This is a genomic window from Metabacillus herbersteinensis, from assembly GCF_042433335.1.
GTDB lineage: Bacteria > Bacillota > Bacilli > Bacillales > Bacillaceae > Metabacillus > Metabacillus herbersteinensis.
In genome coordinates this window covers 44,874-68,593 of the sequence record NZ_JBHLVO010000005.1, presented here as the reverse complement: position 1 = coordinate 68,593, position 23,720 = coordinate 44,874, and the positions used below count along the sequence as shown (strand labels likewise).

27 protein-coding genes and 1 pseudogene are annotated in these 23,720 nt (G+C 37.9%); 4 read left to right on the top strand and 24 right to left on the bottom strand.

The features are described 5' to 3' along the window. Positions 1–183: 183 nt before the first annotated feature. Positions 184–618 (bottom strand): peptidylprolyl isomerase, encoded by a 435-nt coding sequence (locus ACFFIX_RS08695; RefSeq protein WP_378932603.1) that lies wholly within the window; start codon positions 616–618, stop codon positions 184–186. A gap of 243 nt (positions 619–861) precedes the next feature. On the opposite strand from ACFFIX_RS08695, the gene ACFFIX_RS08690 reads away from it, so the two are divergent. Then, positions 862–1,749: a DUF1002 domain-containing protein gene (locus tag ACFFIX_RS08690; protein WP_378932601.1), complete on the top strand. Its 888-nt coding sequence runs from the start codon at positions 862–864 to the stop codon at positions 1,747–1,749. Positions 1,750–1,819: 70 nt separating this feature from the next. Here ACFFIX_RS08690 and lysA read toward each other — a convergent pair. From lysA to spoIIM, 19 genes and pseudogenes are all read right to left on the bottom strand, one after another. Further along, a pseudogene (gene lysA, locus ACFFIX_RS08685) lies at positions 1,820–3,141 on the bottom strand (diaminopimelate decarboxylase). 247 nt (positions 3,142–3,388) lie between these two features. Then, positions 3,389–4,861: a spore germination protein gene (locus ACFFIX_RS08680; RefSeq protein WP_378932599.1), complete on the bottom strand. Its 1,473-nt coding sequence runs from the start codon at positions 4,859–4,861 to the stop codon at positions 3,389–3,391. Continuing rightward, positions 4,824–5,423, bottom strand: a complete 600-nt coding sequence (spoVAEA, locus tag ACFFIX_RS08675; protein WP_378932597.1) for a stage V sporulation protein SpoVABEA — start codon at positions 5,421–5,423, stop codon at positions 4,824–4,826. The genes ACFFIX_RS08680 and spoVAEA overlap by 38 nt, the downstream gene beginning before the upstream one ends. An 8-nt stretch (positions 5,424–5,431) precedes the next feature. Continuing rightward, positions 5,432–5,782 (bottom strand): stage V sporulation protein AE, encoded by a 351-nt coding sequence (gene spoVAE / locus ACFFIX_RS08670; RefSeq protein ID WP_378932594.1) that lies wholly within the window; start codon positions 5,780–5,782, stop codon positions 5,432–5,434. After that, positions 5,782–6,807 carry a stage V sporulation protein AD gene (spoVAD, locus tag ACFFIX_RS08665; RefSeq protein WP_378932592.1) on the bottom strand — a complete coding sequence of 342 codons (1,026 nt, stop codon included), beginning with the start codon at positions 6,805–6,807 and terminating at the stop codon, positions 5,782–5,784. The genes spoVAE and spoVAD overlap by 1 nt, the downstream gene beginning before the upstream one ends. A gap of 13 nt (positions 6,808–6,820) precedes the next feature. Next, entirely contained in the window at positions 6,821–7,273 is a 453-nt protein-coding gene (spoVAC, locus tag ACFFIX_RS08660) for a stage V sporulation protein AC (protein ID WP_378932589.1), read from the bottom strand. 39 nt (positions 7,274–7,312) lie between these two features. After that, positions 7,313–7,735 carry a stage V sporulation protein AB gene (locus tag ACFFIX_RS08655; RefSeq protein WP_378932586.1) on the bottom strand — a complete coding sequence of 141 codons (423 nt, stop codon included), beginning with the start codon at positions 7,733–7,735 and terminating at the stop codon, positions 7,313–7,315. Then, positions 7,725–8,345 (bottom strand): stage V sporulation protein AA, encoded by a 621-nt coding sequence (locus ACFFIX_RS08650; RefSeq protein WP_378932583.1) that lies wholly within the window; start codon positions 8,343–8,345, stop codon positions 7,725–7,727. Before ACFFIX_RS08650 ends, ACFFIX_RS08655 begins: the two co-directional genes overlap by 11 nt. Before the next feature lie 148 nt (positions 8,346–8,493). Beyond that, positions 8,494–9,255 carry an RNA polymerase sporulation sigma factor SigF gene (gene sigF / locus ACFFIX_RS08645; RefSeq protein WP_378932580.1) on the bottom strand — a complete coding sequence of 254 codons (762 nt, stop codon included), beginning with the start codon at positions 9,253–9,255 and terminating at the stop codon, positions 8,494–8,496. A gap of 12 nt (positions 9,256–9,267) precedes the next feature. Beyond that, positions 9,268–9,708 carry an anti-sigma F factor gene (gene spoIIAB, locus ACFFIX_RS08640; protein WP_378932579.1) on the bottom strand — a complete coding sequence of 147 codons (441 nt, stop codon included), beginning with the start codon at positions 9,706–9,708 and terminating at the stop codon, positions 9,268–9,270. Then, positions 9,705–10,058, bottom strand: a complete 354-nt coding sequence (gene spoIIAA / locus ACFFIX_RS08635; RefSeq protein ID WP_378932576.1) for an anti-sigma F factor antagonist — start codon at positions 10,056–10,058, stop codon at positions 9,705–9,707. The genes spoIIAB and spoIIAA overlap by 4 nt, the downstream gene beginning before the upstream one ends. A gap of 95 nt (positions 10,059–10,153) precedes the next feature. Further along, the gene (locus tag ACFFIX_RS08630; RefSeq protein ID WP_378932574.1) at positions 10,154–11,314 is read right to left on the bottom strand and encodes a D-alanyl-D-alanine carboxypeptidase family protein; all 1,161 of its coding nucleotides are present in this window, start codon (positions 11,312–11,314) and stop codon (positions 10,154–10,156) included. Between the two features lie 110 nt (positions 11,315–11,424). After that, positions 11,425–12,732, bottom strand: coding sequence for a pyrimidine-nucleoside phosphorylase (locus ACFFIX_RS08625; protein WP_378932571.1), 1,308 nt, complete (start codon positions 12,730–12,732; stop codon positions 11,425–11,427). 18 nt (positions 12,733–12,750) lie between these two features. Next, positions 12,751–13,578 (bottom strand): purine-nucleoside phosphorylase, encoded by an 828-nt coding sequence (locus ACFFIX_RS08620; protein ID WP_378932568.1) that lies wholly within the window; start codon positions 13,576–13,578, stop codon positions 12,751–12,753. Further along, positions 13,575–14,771 carry a phosphopentomutase gene (gene deoB / locus ACFFIX_RS08615; protein ID WP_378932565.1) on the bottom strand — a complete coding sequence of 399 codons (1,197 nt, stop codon included), beginning with the start codon at positions 14,769–14,771 and terminating at the stop codon, positions 13,575–13,577. The genes ACFFIX_RS08620 and deoB overlap by 4 nt, the downstream gene beginning before the upstream one ends. Positions 14,772–14,946: 175 nt before the next feature. Further along, on the bottom strand, positions 14,947–15,840 hold the full coding sequence (gene xerD, locus ACFFIX_RS08610) for a site-specific tyrosine recombinase XerD (protein ID WP_378932562.1): 894 nt from the start codon (positions 15,838–15,840) through the stop codon (positions 14,947–14,949). Positions 15,841–15,845: 5 nt separating this feature from the next. Beyond that, positions 15,846–16,073 carry a YqzK family protein gene (locus ACFFIX_RS08605; RefSeq protein ID WP_378932559.1) on the bottom strand — a complete coding sequence of 76 codons (228 nt, stop codon included), beginning with the start codon at positions 16,071–16,073 and terminating at the stop codon, positions 15,846–15,848. A 335-nt stretch (positions 16,074–16,408) separates the two neighbouring features. After that, positions 16,409–16,876: a ferric iron uptake transcriptional regulator gene (gene fur / locus ACFFIX_RS08600; RefSeq protein ID WP_378932557.1), complete on the bottom strand. Its 468-nt coding sequence runs from the start codon at positions 16,874–16,876 to the stop codon at positions 16,409–16,411. Positions 16,877–16,989: 113 nt separating this feature from the next. Then, positions 16,990–17,643, bottom strand: a complete 654-nt coding sequence (gene spoIIM / locus ACFFIX_RS08595) for a stage II sporulation protein M (RefSeq protein ID WP_378932554.1) — start codon at positions 17,641–17,643, stop codon at positions 16,990–16,992. 47 nt (positions 17,644–17,690) lie between these two features. Here spoIIM and ACFFIX_RS08590 point away from each other — a divergent pair, with 47 nt between their 5' ends. Further along, the gene (locus ACFFIX_RS08590; RefSeq protein WP_378932551.1) at positions 17,691–18,338 is read left to right on the top strand and encodes a GNAT family N-acetyltransferase; all 648 of its coding nucleotides are present in this window, start codon (positions 17,691–17,693) and stop codon (positions 18,336–18,338) included. Between the two features lie 57 nt (positions 18,339–18,395). On the opposite strand, the gene ACFFIX_RS08585 is transcribed toward ACFFIX_RS08590, so the two are convergent. Together ACFFIX_RS08585 and ACFFIX_RS08580 are read right to left on the bottom strand one after the other, a co-directional pair. Next, complete coding sequence (locus ACFFIX_RS08585) at positions 18,396–19,562, bottom strand: endonuclease Q family protein (RefSeq protein ID WP_378932549.1); 1,167 nt, start codon at positions 19,560–19,562, stop codon at positions 18,396–18,398. A 1-nt stretch (position 19,563) separates the two neighbouring features. Next, positions 19,564–20,115 (bottom strand): NUDIX hydrolase, encoded by a 552-nt coding sequence (locus ACFFIX_RS08580; RefSeq protein WP_378933083.1) that lies wholly within the window; start codon positions 20,113–20,115, stop codon positions 19,564–19,566. Between the two features lie 76 nt (positions 20,116–20,191). Here ACFFIX_RS08580 and mciZ point away from each other — a divergent pair, with 76 nt between their 5' ends. Beyond that, a complete protein-coding gene (gene mciZ, locus ACFFIX_RS08575) occupies positions 20,192–20,317 on the top strand; it encodes a Z-ring formation inhibitor MciZ (protein ID WP_378932546.1) in 126 nt (41 codons plus the stop codon). A 69-nt stretch (positions 20,318–20,386) separates the two neighbouring features. Further along, on the top strand, positions 20,387–21,307 hold the full coding sequence (locus ACFFIX_RS08570; RefSeq protein WP_378932544.1) for an aldo/keto reductase: 921 nt from the start codon (positions 20,387–20,389) through the stop codon (positions 21,305–21,307). Between the two features lie 245 nt (positions 21,308–21,552). Here ACFFIX_RS08570 and ACFFIX_RS08565 read toward each other — a convergent pair whose 3' ends face one another. Further along, positions 21,553–21,786, bottom strand: coding sequence for a YqkE family protein (locus tag ACFFIX_RS08565; RefSeq protein ID WP_378932541.1), 234 nt, complete (start codon positions 21,784–21,786; stop codon positions 21,553–21,555). A gap of 346 nt (positions 21,787–22,132) precedes the next feature. Then, positions 22,133–23,683 carry a BCCT family transporter gene (locus ACFFIX_RS08560; RefSeq protein WP_378932539.1) on the bottom strand — a complete coding sequence of 517 codons (1,551 nt, stop codon included), beginning with the start codon at positions 23,681–23,683 and terminating at the stop codon, positions 22,133–22,135. Positions 23,684–23,720 lie beyond the last annotated feature (37 nt).

Sequence of the window (23,720 nt, the reverse complement as noted above, 5' to 3'; positions counted from 1 at the left end):
AAAATATAATATGAAATTGTACTTGAATCTATTTTAGCGGTATGTCGCAAAATATGCAACGAAATAAGACTGAAGTGTGTGTTTTTAGAGAATAGTGGAGAAAAATGTCCGGTTTAGGAAAGACATTGGGGCAAAAATAGTAAAAAAGAACCCATTCAAATTGAAAGGGTTCTTCCTACTTACTTATTCTTCAATGATCTTTACTTCTTTCATCACGTCGTTTTGCTTGATTTTATAAACTGCTTCAAGGTTTTCAGTTACTTTTCCGAAAACAGTGTGAACTCCATTCAAGTGTGCTTGTGGCTCATGAACGATGAAGAATTGGCTACCGCCAGTGTCTTTTCCTGCGTGTGCCATTGATAGTGATCCTGCCTCATGCTTATGAGGGTTTCCAGTCGTTTCACATTTGATTGTGTAGCCTGGGCCACCTGTTCCAGTTCCACTCGGGCAACCGCCTTGAGCTACGAAGCCTGGAATGACACGGTGGAAAGTTAATCCGTTGTAATACCCTTCGTTTGCTAGCTTTTCAAAATTCCCTACTGTTCCTGGTGCTTCATTTGGGTATAATTCAGCAACTAGTACTTCACCGTTTTCCATAGTAATCTGAGCTTTTTTCATATGTATGTAACCTCCAGTGTTTTATTACGTCTAATAGATAGAACTACTTTATTTTACTATAAGACGAGGAAGAAATCCAAGCCGATGCTCTTGTTTAGAAAAATCATGAAATGGATATCTTTATTTCTATAGAGTTTAAGCTTGGTTATAGTCTTTAATAAAAAACTTCTTTCAATCTACAAAAGATACTATAATAGAAAATGTTGGCATGTACTATGCTTAAACATCGAAGGAGGAATACTCTTGAAGAAACTATTATTTTCACTAATAGCTGCTTTATTGTTTGCTTTTCCTACCATTAGCTTAGCGGATGCTGCGGTTGGAGACATTATTATTACGCTAGGTGAAGATTTAACAGAGCAACAGAAAAATGAGATCTTAGCAGAAATGGATGCTCCTGAGAGCGCACAGATGATTACTGTTTCAAACGAGGAAGAACATAAATATTTAGGAAATTATATACCCAAAGCGACGATTGGATCAAAAGCTCTCTCTTCTTCAGGTATAACAATTGAAAGCTCAGGCACAGGTCTTGAAGTTAAAACAAATAATATCAACTGGGTAACGGACGAGATGTATTTGAACGCTCTTATGACAGCAGGTGTAAAAGATGCAACAATCTATGTTACTGCACCATTTGAAGTGTCAGGTACAGCTGCATTAACTGGACTCTTAAAAGCTTATGAACTTTCCTCAGATGAAGCAATTCCTGAAGAAGTGAAACAAGTTGCAAATGAAGAACTTGTAACGACTGCAGAACTCGGAGACAAAGTTGGTGCTGAAAACGCATCTGCACTAATGGCTAAAATCAAGGAAGAAATTGCTAAAAATGGTGTTCCAGAAACAGATGCGGATCTTCGTGCACTAATTGAAAAAGCCGCTGCAGATTTAGGAATTACCTTGACTGAAGATGAAATCAATAATCTTATTTCATTATTTAATAAAATGAAAGATGTTAACATTGACTGGAATCAAGTTGGGCAACAGCTTGATCAGGCTAAAGACCAAATTTCAAATTACCTTAATTCCGAAGAAGGGCAAACCTTCCTACAGCAAGTTAGAGAATTCTTTGTTTCACTTTGGAACGCAGTTGTCGCTATTTTTAACGGCGGTGGAGAAACAGCCCAATAGAACCTTCCGAATTAAATTGCATACAAAAAGTGAGTGTTAAAATTTCCATTTTAACACTCACTTTTTATTTTTATCTATGTGTAACCTTAGACTTAAGAGGAAGATCATTTGAAATGATATCTTCAAAGCTTTCTCTTTTTATAACGAGCTGTGCCTCCCCATTTTCAACAAAGACGACTGCTGGTCGTGGAATACGATTATAGTTATTTGACATCGAGAATCCATAAGCACCAGTGCAAAAATGGCTAAAATATCATTTGGTTCTACCTTTGGAAGGGGCAAATCCCAAATTAACATATCCCCACTTTCACAACATTTCCCCGCTATTGAAACGGGTGTTGTATGAGGTTCATTCATTCGATTTGCAAGCACCGCTTCATATTTTGCTTGATACAAAGCCGGACGAATGTTATCGCTCATTCCGCCATCAACTGCTACGTACTGTCTAATGTTTGGAACCTCTTTTTGTGACCCAACAGAATATAGGGTTGTACCAGCATCTCCGACAAGTGAACGACCTGGTTCAATCCATATTTCTGGCATATCGATTCCAATTTTACTCACTTGTTGTTTGACTGCTTCAACAATTTTTTCTACATAGTGAGTAGCAGGAAGTGGTTCGTCCTCTTTTGTATAACGAATACCGAAGCCACCGCCTAAGTTTACAACTTCCGGTACATAAGAAAACTGCTCTTTCCATTCTTTTAACTTTTCAAAAATCCGTTCTGCTGCTAGTACAAAACCAGCGGTATCAAAAATTTGTGAACCAATATGACAATGAAAACCTAACAAATGAAAGGTTTTAGCTTCTAGTACTTGATCAATCGCTTTTTCAATTTGGCCGTTTTGCAAGCCAAAACCAAACTTGGAATCTTCTTGTCCTGTTGTAATATAGTCGTGAGTATGAGCTTCAACACCTGGAGTCACTCGTAATAAAATTGGCACCTTCGTACATAGTTCATTCGCCAACTCTTCTAGTAAGTGAATTTCATAAAAGTTATCAACTACAACACAACCAACACCATGGTCAAGGGCCATTTTTAATTCAGCGCGACTCTTGTTGTTCCCATGTAAGTGAATTCGCGATGCTGGGAATCCAGCTGATATAGCCGTGTATAGCTCTCCCCCTGACACAACATCAAGAGATAGCCCTTCTTCCTCAACAAGTTGAAACATGGCAATAGAAGAGAAAGCTTTACTCGCATAAGCAACTTGAGCTTTTACGTTCATCTTTTCAAAAGCTTTTTTAAAACTTCTAGCTCTTTCTCTAATAAGGGCTACATCATATACATACAAGGGTGTCCCATACTGAGTGGCAAGCTGAGTTGTATCTACTCCACCAATTTCTAAATGGCCAAATGAATTAATTACACTACTACCATGTAAAAACATAAACATACCTACCTTCATAGTTGCTGACTTTTCATTCAACTTTTGCAAGATTAATTAGACAAATAAAGTAATTATGAGAGCAAACTGAAGTCCTGTCATTTTAACGCTTACAACAGGGAGGAAACTCGCTATTTTAAAGAAAAACAGACAGCTAACACCAACTGTCTGTTTATTAAATATCATTTTTACTTCATTAAATTAACCATACGATATCATATATGAAGACTACTTTCAATGATTCATTTGACTATTTTGGTACCCTTCTCACATTTTGAGGATGAACAATGCTAGGTCGTAGCTTAGCACCCGGTACAGATGTCCGGATGATAATCTGCCACGCCGCTTTTGCATTAAATGGTAAGAAAGGCCATAAGTACGGTGTATTAAGTGAACGAATTCTCGCTAGCATAATTATAAAAAGGGTAACCCCAATTACGAACCCTTCTAACTTAAATAATGCGACGGCAATTAAAAGTAGCAAACGGGCAATTTTATTTGCTACACTTAGTTCATAGCTCGGTGTCGCGAATGTACCAATTGCAGCGATGGCTACATATAAGATAACCTCTGGAACAAAGAGACCAACGTCGATGGCAATTTGACCAATCAGTGCCGCAGCAATTAATCCCATCGCTGTAGAAAGTGAGGTTGGCGTATGAATTGCGGCCATTCGCAAAAATTCTACTCCGATATCTGCAAGGAAGATTTGAACAACGATCGGAATGTTTTTTTGTTCATTTGGGCCTATAAATGCGATTTGTTCCGGTAACAATGAAGGTTCTAATATGAATAAAAACCATAATGGAAGTAGAAAAAGAGAAGCCATAATACCTATAAAACGAACCCATCTTAAAAATGTACCCACAGCAGGTGCTTGCCGATATTCTTCTGCATGCTGTACATGATGAAAAAAAGTAACAGGGGTAATAATGACACTTGGTGAAGTATCAACGATGATTAAAACATGTCCTTCTAGTACGTGATTAGATGCAACATCAGCTCTCTCTGTGTAGCGAACAAGTGGGTATGGGTTAAATCCTTGCTTCACTAAAAATTCCTCTACGGTTTTATCACTCATCGTCAAGCCATCTACTTTGATTGTCTCTAGTTCTTTTTTAATTACCTTAACTAAGCCAGGATCTGCAACATCTTCTATATAGGTAATACACACATCTGTTTTCGATCGTTCACCAATCTTCATCATCTCACAACGGAGTCGTTCATCACGAATTCTTCTCCGAATCAATGCGGTGTTTACAATAATATTTTCTACAAACCCGTCTCTTGCTCCACGTACAATTTTTTCAGTATCAGGTTCTTGGGGTGTACGACCTGGGTAGCTACGCACATCGACAACTAAACCGTAGTCACAGCCTTCCATAAAAAAGACAACTAACCCGGATAGTACTTGATCTACCGCTTCATCTATCGTTTTTATCTTTTCTACTTGTTGGTTTACAATGCGATTCTCAACAATCTCTTTTAACTTTAACCCTTCTACTTCACGGTCGTTAATCTCTGTTAACTGTTTAAGAATCTGTGTAATAAACTGTGTATCACACAATCCATTTACAAAATACATGTGAACTTGTTGATTCAAAACAAACAGCTTTCGAACACCAAGATCAAAACTTTTGTGTAAACCCACATGATTTTTAAAAAAGTTTTCATTTTGGGTTGGGTTAGGTGAAATCAATGTTTTTTCCTTTGTCCGACTCATGCTTTTCGCTCCTTTCAAGAATAAGTTGAACAGCCTTCATCGTAATAGGGCAGCCATTTTTAACACTGTCTTTTCGGGCCATTTTGCCAATATCGCCGATTCCTACGATTATTGGAAGCTCTAATTCATCAAGACAATAGACTGTGTCCCCACTAATTCTTCCAAGCTCAACATCTTTCAATCCACTTTTATCAACACCATATTCTGTTAAATCACCAAACCGATCAATACTCACATCTACTTTTGCCCATTCAGTGGCATGAGTTTTAGATGCTACTGCTATAACACCTAGCACCTCAATTTGCGTGTGTGTTGCAACATATTTTAAGGCTGTTTCACCTGCCCCTTCACCTAATAATCCACAATCATCGAACATGACAAAAACAGGGTCATAGGGAGTTTGCAGAATGAGCTCCACTAGCTCATGACCAGTTAAGATCGTTGGATTCCCCTGTGACTGAAGAATAGATCTTCCACCAAATTTATCTGCAACATATTGAATTGTTTTTGCTGCATATTCATCCCCATCAGTTACTAAGATAACCCTTCTCGTTTTTGTCACGTTTGCCCTTATCCTTTCGGTTTAAAAATAAGTGCTACCAGGAATGCAAATAGTATAGCTGCTGAGATTCCTGCTGAAGTCAGCTCAAATATCCCAATTCCTATCCCGATAAACCCATGCTTATCTGCTTGTTCCATCGCTCCATGTAACAACGAGTGACCGAAACTTGTAATTGGTACTGTTGCCCCCGCACCTGCAAATTCAATTAATTTGTCATACAAACCAAAGCCATCTAAAATCGCTCCACTAACAACAAAGGAACTCGTCACATGGGCAGGCGTTAGTTTAAAAACATCAAGTAATAGTTGGCCTATCACACAGATTGCTCCTCCAACAATAAAGGCAATTAAAAACTCCATTAGTTCTTCACGCTCCAGTCAGCTCTTTCAAAAACAACCCCGTGCGCAATCGTTGGAATCGATTCTTTTTGTTGAATCATTGTTGGACTTAACAGTGCACCTGTTGCTACAACTAACACTCGATTTAGGTTCCCTAATCGAATTTCATTAAAGATATGACTGTAAGTAACAACCGCTGAGCATGCACAACCACTGCCACCAGCAAAGACACTCTGATCATCTGGACGGTAAACCAGTAAACCACAGTCATTATGGTTATTATGAATATCATATCCCTCTTCTTTTACTAATTCTTTCATGATCGGGCTTCCAACGCCTGAAAGATCTCCGGTTAAAATCAAGTCATAGTCATCCGCCGTTCGTCCTAAATCTTGAAGATGTTGAACAATTGTATCAGCTGCGGCTGGTGCCATCGCTGAACCCATATCAAACGGGTCTGCAATACCAAGATCAGTAACTTTTCCAATTGTAGCGGATGTTATCCGAATATCACTTTTGTCCTTACTAATTAAGACTGCTCCCGACCCTGTTACAGTAAAAGTTGCCGTGTCCGGTTTTTGCCCTCCATATTCGGTTGGATAGCGAAACTGTCTTTCAGCTGTTGCATTATGGCTGCTTGTCGCGGCAACGATTTTATTCGCAAATCCACCGTCGACAAGAGCAGAACCTACTGCAACGGTTTCCATAGAAGTTGAACACGCCCCAAACATGCATAAAAACGGCATACTTAAATGCCTTGCGACATAATTTGCCGTTACGTTTTGATTTAATAGATCACCAGCTAGAAAAATATCTATATCAGAATTCGTTACTTCCCCCTTTGCTAAGCATTGCTCAACTGCTTGCTCCATTAGCCTTCGTTCTGCAAGCTCCCAGTTATCCTCACCGCAGTGAAGTTCTTTATGTGTAATATCAAAGTGCTGTCCTAGTGGACCATCTGCTTCTTTAGGTCCCACTGCAGTTCCAGTAGCTTGAACATACAGCGCGTTTTCAAATACCCACGATTGTTTCCCTGTTAATCTCAATTGATGACCCCCTTTAAAAAGCTAATCCATAAAGATATCGAATAACACCAACAACATAAGCTGCCACTACTCCAAACACAATGACACTTCCCGCTAGTTTAAACATATTCGTTGCAACACCTAATACAATTCCTTCACTCCGGTGTTCCATCGCTGCACTAGTCATTGAATTGGCAAAACCCGTCACTGGGACTGCAGATCCTGCACCAGCAAATTGACCAATTTTGTCGTAAATGCCCATGCCTGTTAACAAAGCAGAAAGTAAGATTAATGTAGCCACTGTTGGGTTTCCAGCTGTTTTTTCAGTAAAATTAAAAAATGTCATATACATATTCTGTATTCCTTGTCCAATCGCACAGATAATTCCACCCACAATAAATGCCTTTATACAATTGATCAAATAAGGAACTTTAGGCTGATAGGCTTTTATGTTTTTTTTGTAATCATCTTTTATTTTTGATGGCATCGTAAGTTACCTCCTTAGTTGAACTCTCTTTAGGTGACATTAATGATTTACAAAATAAACCCAATGAAAAAGAGATCCAAAAATTTTCCCGAAAACAAGTGCCATTAAAAGAATAATAATTCGATCTCCAAAGCCAATTCTTTTTGCTAAAATCGGAAAAACGTTCATAACTTCCGTCAATGCTGCAGCCAACATCCCAACAAAAACTCCACTTAATAAGCCAATTGGAATTGTCCAAAGCTTTGATTGGGAGAAGACGGTATCACTTAAGCTTAACCAACTTCCAATCAAAGCCCCTAAAATGACTCCCCATTCATAGCCTTGTATCGCACTGACTGTTTTTGTAAGCTGTGTTAGTCTTGGGATAATACCAAGTACAGTCAGAAAAGCAACGAATCCACCTCCAACAACAACACCGCTCGAAAAGCCAAGAAACATAATGAATAGTAGTTTAATGATCATTGATTTTTTTTATACTTTCTTTATTTTCGTTCATCGCTACGTATTGATCTAAATCTAATTGGTAATTAAACATTTCAACTTCTAATGGACTGGGTTCTTCGTTAATTCTTTTCTTAAACAAGTGATTGAAAAATAGAATCATGCCCAGCCCTAGCCCTATTGAATAAGGAATTTGTAGTAGCAATGGCTGTTCTACCTTTTCACCGGTTATGATCGTATAAATTCGTTGATGGACTTGTTGCATGCTAACATCTTCATGAAAATTCATAATGGCCAAGCTTGCTCCTACAAAGAGTAAAAACCAAACAGCAACAAAAAGGATGGGTGATAGTTTTTTCTTTTCAAAGATTATTTCCACGATCGTTTGAGATGCACCAACCATTTGAACGTCTATTTGGTGGTCGAATTTATGTATCTCAGATAAAACTCGCATTACATCAATAACCACTCTGTTTTTATCTCGAATCGTGATCTGGTGAATGACACTATTTCTTAATTTCTCCGTCAACTCCTTGTTGCCGACGATTTGTGCGATTTTCCCAATCGTAATCACATCGTTAGGATAGACTTGAATTCGATGACGAAGCCTTAAATAAATCGTCTTTTCCATCAAAGTTCACTTCCTAAGATTTGTTTGTAATAAGTAGTATGCATTGCCTGAAATTGAATCATACAGTTTTCTCCGGCTCCAATATTTGCCACAAAAAAAGGGCCTACCTTCATAAGTTGAAGGTAGGGCCCTTTAGAGATTAAGCTCATCAAAGACTGTCCATTTTGTCTTTCATTTGTTGAAGAATTTTCTTTTCAAGACGTGATACTTGGACTTTGGAAATCCCAAGTCGTTCTGCTACCTCGGACTGCGTTTGATCCTTGTAATACCTTAAATAAACAATTAACCGCTCTCGTTCATCTAAATCACGAATCGCGTCTTTTAGCACGATTTTATCAAACCACTTCGGTTCTGAGTGGTCAGCAATTTGATCTAAGAGTGTAATTGGATCTCCATCATTTTCATAAACAGTTTCATGGATGGATGAAGGCGCCCTAACTGCTTCTTGAGCGAGTACCACATCTTCGGGAGAAATATCTAGATAGTTTGCGATTTCTGCTACAGTTGGCACCTTGCCTAATGTCTTCGATAGTTCATCTCTGGCACGGCGAATTTTATTCCCTAGCTCTTTCAATGAACGACTAACTTTTACAGTTCCGTCGTCGCGGATAAAACGCTGAATCTCACCAATGATCATCGGAACAGCATAGGTCGAAAATTTAACATCATAAGATAAATCAAATTTATCGACTGATTTCAAAAGACCGATGCTTCCGATTTGAAACAAATCGTCCGGTTCATACCCTCGATTTAAAAATCTTTGAACAACAGACCAAACGAGACGCATGTTTCTTTCAATGATTAAATCACGTGCTTCTTGCTCTCCAAGCTGACTTCGGCGAATTAACTCCTTAACCTCATGGTCTTTCAACTGTGTTTTAGAAATCTCTTTCTTGACCTCCACATCCATAGCAATTCTCCCTCAATTACACAAAGCTTTACTTTTTGTAAAGTGTTTCGTTAACCTAATCGTTGTTCCTTTAGATTCGAGTGACTCAACTGTAATTTCATCCATGAAATTTTCCATAATTGTAAAACCCATTCCTGATCGTTCAAGTTCTGGTTTTGTTGTGTATAGTGGTTGTCTAGCTTCATCTATGTCTAGAATACCTAAACCTTCATCACGAATTGTTAAGTACACAACTGCCTCATCAAGAGTGACGGAAATATAGACTATACCGTCAGGATTATTGTCATAGCCATGAATAATTGCATTTGTAACAGCTTCGGAGACGACTGTTTTAATCTCAGTCAGCTCGTCCATCGTTGGGTCTAGTTGTGCAATAAACGCTGCTACCGTAACCCTTGCAAACGATTCATTTTGACTTAACGCTGAAAATTGAAGGTTCATTTCATTTTTCATGAAGCCACCCCCAAAGTCTGGAGTGCTTGTTGTTCAGATTGCTCGAGACGAATAATCTTGAAGAGTCCTGACATATCAAATAAACGTTTAACCGCTGGCGAAATCGCACAAACAACCATTTCGCCGTTCATCGCTTTGATTTGTTTGTATCTGCCTAAAATAACTCCCAAGCCTGAACTATCCATGAACGATAACTTTTCTAGATTTAAGACAATATGCTTGATTGGGTTTTTTGCTAAAAGTTCTGTTACTTTTGAACGCAAATCTTCAGCAGTATGGTGATCAAGCTCACCTGAGAGTCGAATGCATAGAACAATATCTTTTACATCAAGTTCAATCGCTAGACTCAAATTTATCCCTCCTTAATTATCTGGATAAAAGAATCATTCGCGACCTATAAAACCAAATCCTGCTGTATGACAAAACTAGTGGAAATTCGTCATGATTAGCTAGATTTTGTGAAGTCACCCATTACACGTTGAAATAATGTCCACCAGCTTGCGTCACTGATTTCCTTTTCTGCAACTAATGGACTTTCCACCATTACTTTGTCATTCTTTTTTAAGATTAACGTTCCAAGCTCATCTCCTTGTTTCAAAGGAGCTTTAATATCTTTTTTCATGACTACTTCTTGAGTAACATCCTCGACACCTTCTCCTTTTTTCGTTAAAACAGAAATTGGCTCAGATGTTACAAGGTTCACTTGCTTTTCGCTGCCCTTACTCACGTTTAACTTCGAAACCACGTGGTTACGTTCAAAAAGTGGGTGTGTTTCGTATTGACTAAAGGCATAATCAAGCATTTTGGTTACTTGAGCATTTCGATCTTTCGGTGTACTTGCTCCAAATACAACTGCGATTACACGCATATTTCCTTTTTTAGCTGTTGCTGTTAGACAGTACTTCGCTTCATTTGTAAACCCAGTTTTAACACCATCAACACCTGGATAAAATTTCACGAGGCGATTTGTATTCACAAGCCAAAACCTTTTATCTGTGTCTTCTCTTAAATAATCCTCATATTTACCAGTGAAATTAGTGATTTCTTCATATTTCAATAATTCTTTTGCCATTAAGGCCATGTCCTGAGCAGTACTATAATGATCTGGTTCAGGTAAGCCGGTTGGATTTTTAAACTGTGTATTTTTGAGACCAAGTTCCTTTGCTTTGTCGTTCATCTTTTGAACAAACTCTTCCTCTGAACCTGAAATTCTTTCAGCCATTGCAACGGATGCATCATTACCTGAGGCAATTGCAATACCTTTTAACATTTCCTCGACTGTCATTTCCTCACCAGTCTCTAGGAAAATTTGGGAACCACCCATTGAAGCGGCGTATTCACTTGTTCTTACTTTTTCATCCATTTTTATTTTGCCAGTATCAAGTGCTTCCATAATAAGCAGCATGGTCATTATTTTTGTCATGCTTGCAGGCGGCAGCTGTTCGTCACTGTTTTTATCATATAAAATATTTCCAGTGTCTCGTTCAATCAAAACAGCAGATTTTGCTTGATCTGCAAGATTTAAAGTAGATTCTTGAGCAAAAACAGATGGTGAAATCGTAAAAAGCATCATTAATAGCGTGATACATGAAAGTAAACGTCTCATCTCCAAACCCTCCATTCATATACCTCCCATTTTTTCCAATGAAGGGAAAATTATACTTTGTTAAATAAAAAAAGTACCGAGAGTTGGCTCGGTACTTTACGAAACTTTCTTTATTCCTTAATTGTCGCATATACAAGTGGTGGTGCCTGAACAGGACTAGGCGAAACTTTTATGCTTTCATAGAGCTTGGTCTTCACTTGTTCTACATTGTCTTGGTTGTTGCTATAAATTGTGACAAGAGAATCTCCAATTTTTACTTGATCCCCTATTTTTTTATTTAGCATAAGACCTACAGCTAGATCAATTTGAGACTCTTTTGTTGCTCGACCTGCACCCAATAACATCGCTGCTGTTCCTACTGAGTCTGCTACAATTTCAGATACATAGCCATCTTCTTTTGCTGTAAGCTCAATTTTGAACTTAGCTTGTGGAAGCTTTTCAGGTGAATCTACGACACTCGCATCTCCACCTTGTGCTTCAAGGAAGGTTTTTAGTGTTTTAAGAGCATCACCGTTTTGGATTGCTTTTTCTAACATTGAACGAGCTTCTTCTAACGAATCCGCCTTTTCAGCTAGAAACACCATGTAACTTCCTAATTCTAGGCAAAGGTCTTCTAAATCTTTAGGACCTTTACCACTTAATGTGTCGATCGCTTCTTTTACTTCAAGCGCATTTCCAATTGCATATCCAAGTGGCTGACTCATATCTGATATAACTGCCATTGTCTTACGTCCTACAGCGTTTCCGATATCAACCATTGCTTTTGCAAGCTCTTTTGCATCATCTAAGTCTTTCATAAAAGCACCTGCACCCGTTTTCACATCGAGTACAATTGCATCTGCCCCTGCTGCTATTTTTTTACTCATAATCGAGCTCGCGATGAGTGGAATGCTATTTACCGTTGCCGTCACATCTCGAAGTGAATAGAGCTTTTTATCCGCTGGTGTCAAATTACCACTTTGTCCAATAACAGCTAGCTTATTTTCATTGACAAGTTTTATAAATTCTTCATTTTTAATTTCCACATGAAATCCAGGGACTGCTTCAAGCTTATCAATTGTTCCACCTGTATGTCCTAATCCACGACCAGACATTTTTGCAACAGGAACACCAACGGCTGCAACGAGCGGGCCTAATACAAGCGTAGTTGTGTCACCTACACCACCTGTACTATGCTTATCCACTTTGATACCTTCAATTTCACTTAAGTCAATTGTGTCACCAGAGTGAACCATCGCCATTGTTAACTCAGCTCGTTCAGTTTCTGACATGCCTTGAAAGAAAATGGCCATTGTGAAGGCACTCATTTGGTAATCAGGAATGTCTCCATTTGTGTATCCAGAAATGATAAACTGTATTTCTTCTTTCGTTAGCTCGTTACCATCGCGTTTTTTTTCGATTAAGTCAACCATTCTCATCGGTTTTCCACCCCAGGACTAGTTTGTTTTAGTAATATTCTCAACTATATTCTTTACCAAGTTTAAAAAATTCGCTTTTACTTTTTCAGTCGTTTCAATAACCTCATCATGTGAGAGAGGTTGATCAAGAATTCCAGCTGCCATGTTAGAAATGCAAGACAATCCCAGAACCTTTAAGTTAGCATGCCTTGCTACAATCACTTCCGGTACTGTAGACATTCCCACAGCATCTCCACCTAATGTCCGTAATGCGCGTATTTCTGCAGGTGTTTCATAGGTAGGTCCTGTATTTGCAACATAAACGCCTTCACGAACTGGAATAGAAAGCTCCGCAGCGACATTTTTTGCAATTTCTCTTAGTTCTCTGTCATACGCTTGTGTCATATCTGGAAATCTTACTCCTAATTTAGGATCATTCGGTCCAATTAGCGGATTCTGTCCCATATTATTTATATGATCAGATAAAATCATTAAATCACCAGGCTCAAAAGACTCATTAATTCCACCTGCTGCATTTGTTACGATTAGCGTTTCTACTCCGATTTCTTTCATTACTCTTACTGGGAACGTTACTTTATCAAGGCCATATCCTTCATAAAAATGAAAACGCCCTTGCATGGCAACCACTTCAGTACCCATTAGTGTTCCAAAGACTAGTTGCCCTGCATGACCTTCTACAGTAGATACTGGGAAGTTTGGAATTTCGTTATAAGGAATTTTCACAGGGTTTTCGATTTCATCAGCTAAAACACCTAAACCTGATCCTAAAATTAAACCAATCTTCGGTGTTTGTTTGTATTTTGTTTGTAAGTACTTTGCAGCCTGTTCCATTGTTTCTCGATTCATTTTCTTGTCTCCTTTATTTCTTCTAAAAAGCTCGTTCCGTGTTTGGGCATTGTGACCTTAAAGTTATCAGCGATCGTAGCGCCAATATCTGCAAATGTTTCTCGTATTGGCAATTCAGTTCCTTTATTGTTCTTAGGATTGTAAACTAATAATGGAACATATTCTCTTGTGTGGTCTGTCCCGGGGTGCACTGGATCATTTCCGTGATCCGCGGTGATGATGAGTAAATCATTATCTTTCAATTGATCTAGTACCTCTGGTAGACGTGCATCAAATTCTTCCAAGGCTTCCCCGTAGCCCTTAGGATCTCTACGATGACCAAATAGAGCATCAAAATCAACCAGGTTTAAAAAGCTAAGGCCGGTAAAATCCATTGTAAGAGTTTCATTAAGCTTATCCATGCCATCCATATTTGATTTTGTTCGAAGGGATTTTGTTATTCCTTCTCCATCAAAAATATCGGATATTTTACCGATTGAAATACTGTCGTATCCACTGTCTTTTAACTCATTCATAACTGTCCGTTCGAATGGCTTAAGTGCATAATCGTGACGATTTGGGGTTCTAGTGAAAGCTCCCGGTTCACCAACAAACGGTCTAGCAATTACTCGACCGACCATATATTTTTCAGCTAATGTTAGTTTACGAGCAAATTCACAAATTTTATAAAGCTCATCTAGAGGAACTATTTCCTCGTGAGCTGCAATTTGCAAAACAGAATCTGCTGAAGTATAAACAATTAATGCACCTGTTTTCACATGTTCCTCACCTAATTCATCAAGAACCTCGGTTCCTGATGCTGGCTTGTTGCCGATGATTTTACGGCCCGTTTTCTCCTCAAGCTCTGCAATTAATCCTTCAGGAAATCCATCTGGAAAAACTCTGAACGGTTGTTCAATATATAAACCCATGATCTCCCAATGGCCTGTCATTGTATCTTTTCCATTTGAAGCTTCCTGCATTTTTGTGTAATGTGCTATAGGTGTTTCTTGAACAGGAATTCCTTTTATCTCACGGATGTTACTAAGACCTAGTTTCGCAAGGTTTGGCATGTTAAGGCCGCCCATATGCTCCGCAATATGTCCAATCGTATCCGACCCTTTATCATTAAATTGGTCAGCATCAGGAGCTTCTCCAATCCCTACTGAGTCCATAACCACTAAAAAAATTCGTTTATATGTATAGTTGGACATCGTCATCCTCCTTAAATTGTTCATTTTACTATGTGTAGAATTTTACCCTTAAATACTTTTAAAAAATACGTCAGAAGTCTGACAACCTAATTATAAACCGTTTTCAATGAAGTTGCCAATACAAAAGCAATTAAAGAAAAAAGCTATACACTCTTTTATGGTGTATAGCTCTTAATTATGCTCTTGGATGAAATTGTTTGTAAACATCCTTTAGTCGAGTCTTTGAAACATGAGTGTAAATCTGCGTGGTTGAGATGTCGGCATGACCGAGCATTTCTTGAACAGCCCTTAAATCGGCTCCATTTTCGAGCAAGTGGGTTGCAAAAGAATGTCGTAGCGTATGGGGAGTTAACTCTTTGTCAATATTGGCTTCTAGCGCTATTTTTTTAAGATTTTTCCAAAAGCCCTGTCTAGAGATTCGTTTGCCGTGATGATTTAGAAACAAAGCATCTGTTGGTTGTTTTTTACTCACTAAATGAATTCTTGCTTTTTCAATGTAAGCCGTAATCGCTTCGGACGCAATTGTCCCGATTGGTACGATTCTTTCTTTATTCCCTTTTCCATAACAACGGATGAAACCCATAGTTAAATGTACATCCTTTAGATCGAGGTTAATCATTTCACTAACTCGCATTCCGGTTGCATATAAAAGCTCAAGCATCGCCTTGTCTCGATATCCAAATGAAGAGGTTAGTCGAGGAGTTTCTAATAATTTTTCTACATCTTGTAGTGACAAAACCTTTGGGAGCTTTCGGTCAATTTGTGGCGATTCAATATGAACAGTGGGGTCTTGATCAACTGCCTTTTCTCTAAGTAAAAATTGATGAAGAGAGCGAATTGAAGCAGTATGACGAGCAAGCGTTTTACTGGACTTACCACCGTCTTTTAACTGCTTTAGAAACTGGATAATATGAAAACGTGTGACATCATTAAACGAAGTAATCTGTTGCTTTTCAACTAAAAAAAGCTGATATCCTTTTAAGTCTCTCTCATATGAAACAATTGTATTATTTGATAAGCCACGTTCGACAATGATATAGTGTATAAAATCTTTAATTTGATCCTTCAATCTATCTACTCCCCATTTAAATAAAAGAACATGAGCCTGTTTATCCAGCTTTCTCCCTCGTCATTTACCATATTCGTAACCTTTAAAGCAGCACCTTGTGGCTGGTCAAAACGATGAAAATCTTGATATTCTAAGTTAACCCAAATGATAGCATAATAGAATAAAACCGTAAATCCAGTAAATAAGACAAATACTTTTACAATGTCCCTCATCGTTTTAACAATTTTCATCATGATAAGTCCTCCAAATCTTCCTAGTGCTAGTTTCATACGAATCCTGCACCTTAACTTATTAGAAGATATGCCAAAAAGGACAAACTTTATACATGAAATGAGCATGTTGCAATTAAATTTGAGATTTTGAGCAATTATTATGATTCTCGTGCTTATATGCGGATTCTCATGCAATTATCCTGATTCTCGTGCGTATATCTCGATTCTCGTGCATATATCTCGATTCTCGTGCAATTATCCTGGTTCTCGTGCAATTATCGAGGTTCTTGTGCAACTTCGTATATGTTTTTTTGAAATCCAATACAAAAACCCTTCCTATTATAAGGAAGGGTTTACTATTCTTCTTCATCTGAATCTTCTTCTTCTTTTTCTTGACAGCGAAAACAGATGCCATGAAAAGTTAAGCGATGGTCTTTAATTTTGAAGTTCCAGTCACGTTCTACAATTTGTTCGACGTCTTCTAACAAATCATCTTCTATTTCAGCTACAGATCCACATTCAATGCATACTAAATGATGGTGGAAATGTGCAGCACCTTCTTTTCGTAAATCATATCTGGAGACACCGTCCCCAAAGTTTATTTTATCAACAACTTTTAATTCGGTTAAAAGTTCTAATGTTCTATATACAGTTGCTAATCCAATTTCAGGAGCTTTTTCTTTAACGAGGAGGTATACATCTTCTGCACTTAAATGATCCTCTTCATTTTCAAGCAACACCCGAACCGTTGCTTCTCGCTGCGGTGTTAACTTGTAGCTTGATGAATGCAACATTTTCTTTATCCGGTCAATGCGGTTTTCCATAGTACACTTCCTCCCTCGCCGCGTTCCACATTATTATAACAAAGATCGAGAAAGTGTCCAACTAAAATAATTATAATCTAATAAAGATAATGATTATTAAATAATACCTATTATTACTTACTAACTATTTCAATAACACCCTTCATTAATAAAGGTGATGCATATGCTTCAAATCCTGACGCAACGATCGTTATACAAGAAATCACGACTAGTATTGTAACATATCGAATGAATAGTGAAAATGGGCCTTCAGCAACTGTTGCTTTTTTCACAAAGAGCTGCCTGATAATCTTTAATGAAAATGAAATTGCAATTGTACACATAATAATAAACGCAGGAATCAAAAGTATGTTCTGTGGAAGAACAGTCACAAACGACAGTAAAAAACCCTTCATGCCGAGTTGATTCACTAAAAACCCGACGGTAAATCCAACAACCATTCCCTTTACAAATAACATGACCAGAATAACAGGTAAACCAATAATCGAAATACCTAGCACCCACATTAAGCCTAGATATTTCATATTATGAAAAAAGCTCTGTTTGAACATGTCCATTGAGCTTGCCACTTTCCCCTCGGAAACTTGTCCAAAAAATCGGCTTAAGTAATAATATAAATCTTCTTTTTGACTTAGATTCATACTATTGACAATGATGGCTCCAAAAATGACACCCATCAGAAATAACACAAAAACAAACAAGTAAATCGACGAATGTTCCTTCATATGTTGTTTAATCGTTGCTTTGAATGGCTGTTGTTTTCGCATGAATAGATCCTCCTATCATTCTCTTACTAGAGTGTATGAGAGGAAGTATGGATCTATTACAGAAGAAAAATATCGTTGCTTTTTTCTTCCAATCTTGTATACTAGTTAAAAATTACAAGGATGTGAGAGCTTTGAATCCACTTTTACTAGATTTCCCTACTCAGTTTACAACGAAACGTCTTCTTATTCGAGTGCCAATGGCTGGAGACGGAATTGAAGTAAATGAAGCAATCACTGAGTCTCTTACAGAGCTCCAACCGTGGATGCCATTTGCTCAAAAAGCACCTCAACTCAACGATACTGAGGCAAACATAAGAGAAGCACACGCTAAATTCATTTTAAGGGAAGATCTGCGGTTATCGATCTACGACCTCGAAAAGGGACATTTTATAGGAAGCACTGGTTTACACCGTATAAATTGGGATGTTCGAAGCTTTGAAATTGGGTATTGGATTCATACCGAATATAGTGGTCAAGGATACATAACAGAAGCAGTCGAGGGATTAATAGATTTTGCGGTTAAAGAGCTAGGTGCGAAACGAATTGAAATTAAATGTGACCCATTTAATGAAAAAAGCAGAAAAACCCCTGAGAAGTTAGGGTTTAGTTTGGAAGGGATTTTGCGACAAAATAGCAAATCTGCTGATGGAAAAACAATTCGGGATACATGTGTTTTCGCAAAATTGTTTAATTGAAAAGGGTGTTGACCTAACGAAAAATGTCGTTAGGTCGACTTGGTACCATAAGGGCGATTATACGCCTGTCACTTTCCCATACACACCCCCACCGCCAGCTTTCACCTGAAGTGTTCCAGCTCTTGCAGCTAGGATGTAAGAACTTATTTTTCCAGTCACAATCTGATTTAACTGTTCTTCACTTGTTTCGTGAAGAATGTTCATTTCGGTTCCAAAAGCCTGTTTTAATTTATATAATGTTTTTGGTCCAATACCAGGGATAAACTGAAGAGGTACTTGGTGATTATATTGCGGTCTATCTTCCCTCTTTTTTTCAAAATCGGCTAATTCATGGAGGCGATTGCTGACACCTTTTGTAAATCGCTTGCATCCACACATAGTACAGATGTTTGAATCATGATCCTTAGTAACTCCGCACTTTTCGCAAGTTGTTGAATAATACTTTCCTAGATAAGGATTCAGACCATAATTAGCTTCAATCCCTCTACCATGTTCTTCTGCTAGTGCTTTTTTCAGTTCGGTAAACGAGGCTTCTTCTAGACGAAGCTTCTGATATTCGCGGGCGATTTTAGGTAAAGAATGTGCATCAGAGTTGGTCACAAATGTGTAATGATGTAGCTCGCTTAGTTGATCTGCCATACTTGTGTCTGAGCTTAATCCTAATTCAACTGCATCAATTAAAGTTGGATCGAAAACTTCTGTGAGACTTTTCTTAACTCCACTTCCAAATAGACTTTTATGTGGTGTGAAGATGTGGGCAGGTATAAACAAGCCTCCGAGCTCTTTTACTTTTCTTTGCAAAACTCGACCGTTTTCATACATGCGCTGAGAGCTTAGCGTATTATTTGTCACCCTGCTTGACATCCAATTTGAAAATGAAATCATTTTCTCTATCGTTGGCATGTAAGCTAGTATGTGAATTGGCCCCTTACAAAATTCATCATAGATTTCGATCTCTGTACCGAGGATTAGCGTGGTGTTTTTATACTTAATTCCTCCACCCTCGATCTCTGTGCATTCACCTCTAGTTACAGCGTTTTTTAAATCTACGAGAATTTCAGGAACATGACAATCGATAATACCTATCATGTTTATGCCTTTATGCTCACTCGCCTCGATTAGAATATTTTCAAGTGTAAGTGTGTCAGAAGCTGTGATTTTGACTGGTTTTCCTGAACTTGTTCTGCCTATATGGATATGTAAATCCGCAAAATAACTTTTCATGTTAAGTAGAAAGCGCCTCTTTTAACTGTAAATATTGTACTGCAAATGCTGTTTTCGCATCATAAATTTGTTTGTCCTCTACCATTGCTTGCGCTTCCTCTAAACTCACCTCCAACACATCAAGAAATTCATCTTCATCTAGTGAAGCTGCTTCCGTCATTTTTACTAACTTTCCTGCAACAAATAAATGCACGAGTTCGTCTGCAAAACCTGGAGACGTATAAAATGAAATGAGCGGCTCTAAAGATTCACATGTATAGCCTGTTTCTTCTTCAAGTTCACGCTTCGCAGTGATTTTGGGGGATTCTCCCTTTTCTAGCTTACCCGCTGGAATCTCAACTAATGCTCGTTCAAGTGCTTTTCGATATTGCTTCACCATCACGATTTTATTAGTGTCGGTTAAGGCAATAACTGCCACTGCTCCTGGATGCTTGATAATTTCCCGCGTACTTGTTTTTCCATTTGGTAATTCAACCTCTTCTAAATGAAGATCAATGATTCTTCCAGAAAAAATTTCTTTCGATGACAATGTCTTTTCTCTTAAATGATCCATCTTTTCAGCTCCTTGTTCTACAGGCTTCCATTTCTTCATACATTCTATCATATCTTATGGAAGGGAATGGTTCCGGATGAAAATCTATCGCCTTGAAAAAGGAATTATTCTTGTAGGAAAAGCTTGGGAAATTCGTGCTAAATTGAAGGAATATAGCCGGAAATATAAAACAGTTCAGGAATGGATCGAAGACAAAGCATAGGTGTTCTTATTTGCTTTTTCCTTCTGCTTATACTACTGTCGAAGAAAAGGCTTAGGAGGAGAGAGGCATATGAGAAAAAGGCAATTAGGGAACTCTGACTTAACTGTGAGTGAAATGGGTCTTGGGTGCATGTCACTCGGCACAAATGAGGATCACGCTCTTTCTATTATTGATGAAGCCATTGACCGTGGCATTAACTATCTTGATACAGCCGATTTATACGATTTTGGTGTAAATGAAGAGCTTGTTGGAAAAGCAATTAAACACCGCCGCAATGAGATTATCCTTGCGACAAAAGTGGGCAATCGCTGGGAAGAAGGAAAAGAAGGCTGGCATTGGGATTCATCCAAAGCTCATATTAAAGAAGCTGTAAAAAAAAGCTTACAACGCCTCCAAACCGACTACATTGATTTGTATCAGCTTCATGGTGGAACAGTTGAAGACAACATAGATGAAACGATAAGCGCTTTTGAAGAGCTAATGCAAGAAGGAACGATCCGTTATTACGGCATTTCTTCGATTCGCCCAAACGTGATTAAAGAATTCGTAAACAAATCAAACATTGTTAGTGTGATGATGCAGTATAGTCTTTTGGATCGACGACCTGAAGAGTTATTTCCTCTACTAAAGGAACACGGAATAAGTGTAATTGTTCGTGGTCCACTTGCGAAAGGGTTACTTACACAAAAGCATTTATCTGATTTTAATGATAAATTTAAAAGCAATGGCTTTCTATCCTATTCCTTTGAGGAGCTTAAAAATCTCAGAGAAACTACCTACCAAACGTTTCCGAAACAACCTTTAACTCAATTAGCCCTTCATTATTGCTTACATGATGATGTTGTTTCTGCGGTCATTCCTGGGGCAAGCAAAACTAGTCAGCTTCTTGAAAACTTAGAAGCGATAAGTGGTGAATCATTGAGCAAGGAGAGTTATGAAACCTTGCAGAATATAACAAAGCATGAGGCATATGAACAGCATCGAGATTAACAATGAGCGAATTCTATCTAAGTCCCTACAAATCAAGATTGATTTGTAGAGACTTTTGAGGTTGTCGACCATTTATATTATCGAGTTTGTTCGTTATATCATCGAGTTTTCAATTATAATATCAAGTTGGCGGTTTTTATTATGAAGTTTTGCTATATATCGATCTCTCGACATAATTCGATTGTTTCCGACGCTTTTTCCACATGAAAAATACGTTCTTTTTAGTGAGCGCTCTATCAATCAAGTCATTTATAGTCCTTCCATGTTAACGCGCTCTCGTTCAATAATTCTTCAAAGCTTTTGTTTTTTTCTCTTTCTTTTCGTTCGATAATCTTTTGCTGTTTTGCAGCCTCTTCCTTCGCTTCTTGTTCTTCTGTTAATCCTTTTTTTACAGATTTGAGTTTTTCAAGAAGGTCTGTGTTTAAGTGATCTCCTAGCTGAACGGATGATTCATCTTTTTTCTTTTTTTGTTTTTTCATCGTATCCTCCTGCACGTTTCTGGGTGACTTTCTTTTTTAAAAAAATGGGTATAGTATTATTATTACCTTTTTGTGCTTACTGTTTGTATGTCTATGTATGTATGGCTTTTTAAATAATTTGAAACTTCATCATGAACATACCAATAGAAATCGAAAATTCAGAAATTAACACCAGGAAAAAAACACCTCTTCCTTAGTATAGTGAATTTGATTAGAAAACACTACCAAAGAAGAGGTGCTCAAACTTCCATATATACTAGAGTTTTTTTAAAAAATATCGCTTGACGTACTTTTCACTTTATTTGAGCCACTTTTACGATTTGGAATAAACGTGTATAAACCACTTCTATTGCGCTTTCCTTTGTATATTGAAACTACTTTGCTCCTGTTTTAAACTTTTTTGTTCCAGATAGAGAGATTTATAGAGTGATACGCTTATTAGAATCAAAATTATCGTAAATGGAAGTGCGGAAACTAATGAGGCCGCTTGCAATCCCTTCAATCCGCTACTGATGATCAAAACAATCGTAATACCCGCCATTAATACTCCCCAAATGATTTTAACAATATTTGACGGATTCAAATTCCCATTCGATGTCATCATTGCTAGCACAAATACTGCAGAGTCCGCTGATGTGACTAAAAAAATGACGATCAACGCTATCATAATAATAGAGAAAAAGAAGTAGAAAGGAAATTCCTTAAGCAGGACAAATATCGCTGTTGTGACATCTTTAGAAACCGCATCAGCAATTGCCGTGTTCTGAAATAAATCCATATATAGGCCTGTTCCTCCAAAAATAGCCATCCACATAAAGGCAATTACCGGAGGAACAATCAATACACCAATAACAAACTCTCTAATGGTTCTTCCTCTTGATATACGGGCAACAAACGAACCAACGAATGGAGACCACGCAATGACCCAAGCCCAATAAAACACTGTCCAATCATGGACCCAGGCATCCCCACTGTAAGGTGTTAAATAAAAACTCATTTCCGTAAAGTGCTGAAGATAATCGCCGATTCCAAGCACAAAGCTTTCTAAAATGAAAACTGTTGGTCCTCGAAAAAGGAAAAACGTCATTAGTATGAGTACCAAGACCATATTCGTGTTACTTAATAATTTAATCCCTTTATTAAGTCCTGTTGTAGCAGATGTGAGATAGAGCGCAAGCATTACAACCACAATCCCGCTCTGGATCCATGCATTGTTTGGAATGGAAAACACATAGTTCAATCCGCCGTTAATTTGTAATACTCCCATACCCAATGATGTCGCAACCCCTGTAACCGTTGCAATGACAGCAAGAATATTAACTGATGTTTTTATATAGCTGCTTCCTCTTTTTATTTTAATACCATTAAGAGTTTCGCTAACAAGTGATTTGCTTTTTTTTCGGAACTGAAAATAGGCAAGTGCCAATCCAACGATTGTGAAGACTGACCATTGATGAATTCCCCAGTTAAAAAAGGAGTAACGCATTGCGACTCTTGCCGCTTCCGCAGATTTGGGTTCAATGCCACTTAAAGGTGGATTGGCGAAATGTGTTAATGGCTCGGCAACACCCCAAAAAACAATCCCAACACCGAATCCGGCGCTGAACAACATGCTAATCCATGTAAAATAAGAAAAATCAGGTTTATCATGGTCTTGTCCGAGTCTAATATTTCCATACTTACTAAAAGCAAGGAATAGACAAAATGCAACAAAGCAGGCTACTGAAAATAAATAAAACCAGCCAAAAGAGTGACTTGTAAAATTAAAGACAGCAGAAGCATTTTTAGCGAGACTATCAGGAGAAAGAGCCCCCCAAATTGTAAATAGGAGAATGATTACAGCAGATACCTTAAAAACAGTATTGTTGTAAGAAGCTTGTTCTTTTGTTTTCCTCAAATAAACCACCCTTTATTTGTTTTTTCCTTCATTTAAA

Coding starts and splice junctions, on each gene's coding strand:
- spoIIM (WP_378932554.1), bottom strand. CDS start 17,643: ATGCGAAAACAACAGCCATTCAAAGCAACGATTAAACAACATATGAAG.
- ACFFIX_RS08565 (WP_378932541.1), bottom strand. CDS start 21,786: ATGAAAAAACAAAAAAAGAAAAAAGATGAATCATCCGTTCAGCTAGGA.
- ACFFIX_RS08625 (WP_378932571.1), bottom strand. CDS start 12,732: ATGAGAATGGTTGACTTAATCGAAAAAAAACGCGATGGTAACGAGCTA.
- ACFFIX_RS08695 (WP_378932603.1), bottom strand. CDS start 618: ATGAAAAAAGCTCAGATTACTATGGAAAACGGTGAAGTACTAGTTGCT.
- ACFFIX_RS08680 (WP_378932599.1), bottom strand. CDS start 4,861: ATGAGTCGGACAAAGGAAAAAACATTGATTTCACCTAACCCAACCCAA.
- sigF (WP_378932580.1), bottom strand. CDS start 9,255: ATGGATGTGGAGGTCAAGAAAGAGATTTCTAAAACACAGTTGAAAGAC.
- ACFFIX_RS08580 (WP_378933083.1), bottom strand. CDS start 20,115: ATGGATCATTTAAGAGAAAAGACATTGTCATCGAAAGAAATTTTTTCT.
- spoVAE (WP_378932594.1), bottom strand. CDS start 5,782: ATGGAGTTTTTAATTGCCTTTATTGTTGGAGGAGCAATCTGTGTGATA.
- deoB (WP_378932565.1), bottom strand. CDS start 14,771: ATGTCCAACTATACATATAAACGAATTTTTTTAGTGGTTATGGACTCA.
- ACFFIX_RS08650 (WP_378932583.1), bottom strand. CDS start 8,345: ATGGAAAAGACGATTTATTTAAGGCTTCGTCATCGAATTCAAGTCTAT.
- ACFFIX_RS08620 (WP_378932568.1), bottom strand. CDS start 13,578: ATGAATCGAGAAACAATGGAACAGGCTGCAAAGTACTTACAAACAAAA.
- fur (WP_378932557.1), bottom strand. CDS start 16,876: ATGGAAAACCGCATTGACCGGATAAAGAAAATGTTGCATTCATCAAGC.
- mciZ (WP_378932546.1), top strand. CDS start 20,192: ATGAAAATCTATCGCCTTGAAAAAGGAATTATTCTTGTAGGAAAAGCT.
- ACFFIX_RS08605 (WP_378932559.1), bottom strand. CDS start 16,073: ATGATGAAAATTGTTAAAACGATGAGGGACATTGTAAAAGTATTTGTC.
- ACFFIX_RS08590 (WP_378932551.1), top strand. CDS start 17,691: ATGGATCTATTACAGAAGAAAAATATCGTTGCTTTTTTCTTCCAATCT.
- spoVAC (WP_378932589.1), bottom strand. CDS start 7,273: ATGCCATCAAAAATAAAAGATGATTACAAAAAAAACATAAAAGCCTAT.
- ACFFIX_RS08630 (WP_378932574.1), bottom strand. CDS start 11,314: ATGAGACGTTTACTTTCATGTATCACGCTATTAATGATGCTTTTTACG.
- ACFFIX_RS08570 (WP_378932544.1), top strand. CDS start 20,387: ATGAGAAAAAGGCAATTAGGGAACTCTGACTTAACTGTGAGTGAAATG.
- ACFFIX_RS08585 (WP_378932549.1), bottom strand. CDS start 19,562: ATGAAAAGTTATTTTGCGGATTTACATATCCATATAGGCAGAACAAGT.
- spoIIAB (WP_378932579.1), bottom strand. CDS start 9,708: ATGAAAAATGAAATGAACCTTCAATTTTCAGCGTTAAGTCAAAATGAA.
- ACFFIX_RS08655 (WP_378932586.1), bottom strand. CDS start 7,735: ATGATCATTAAACTACTATTCATTATGTTTCTTGGCTTTTCGAGCGGT.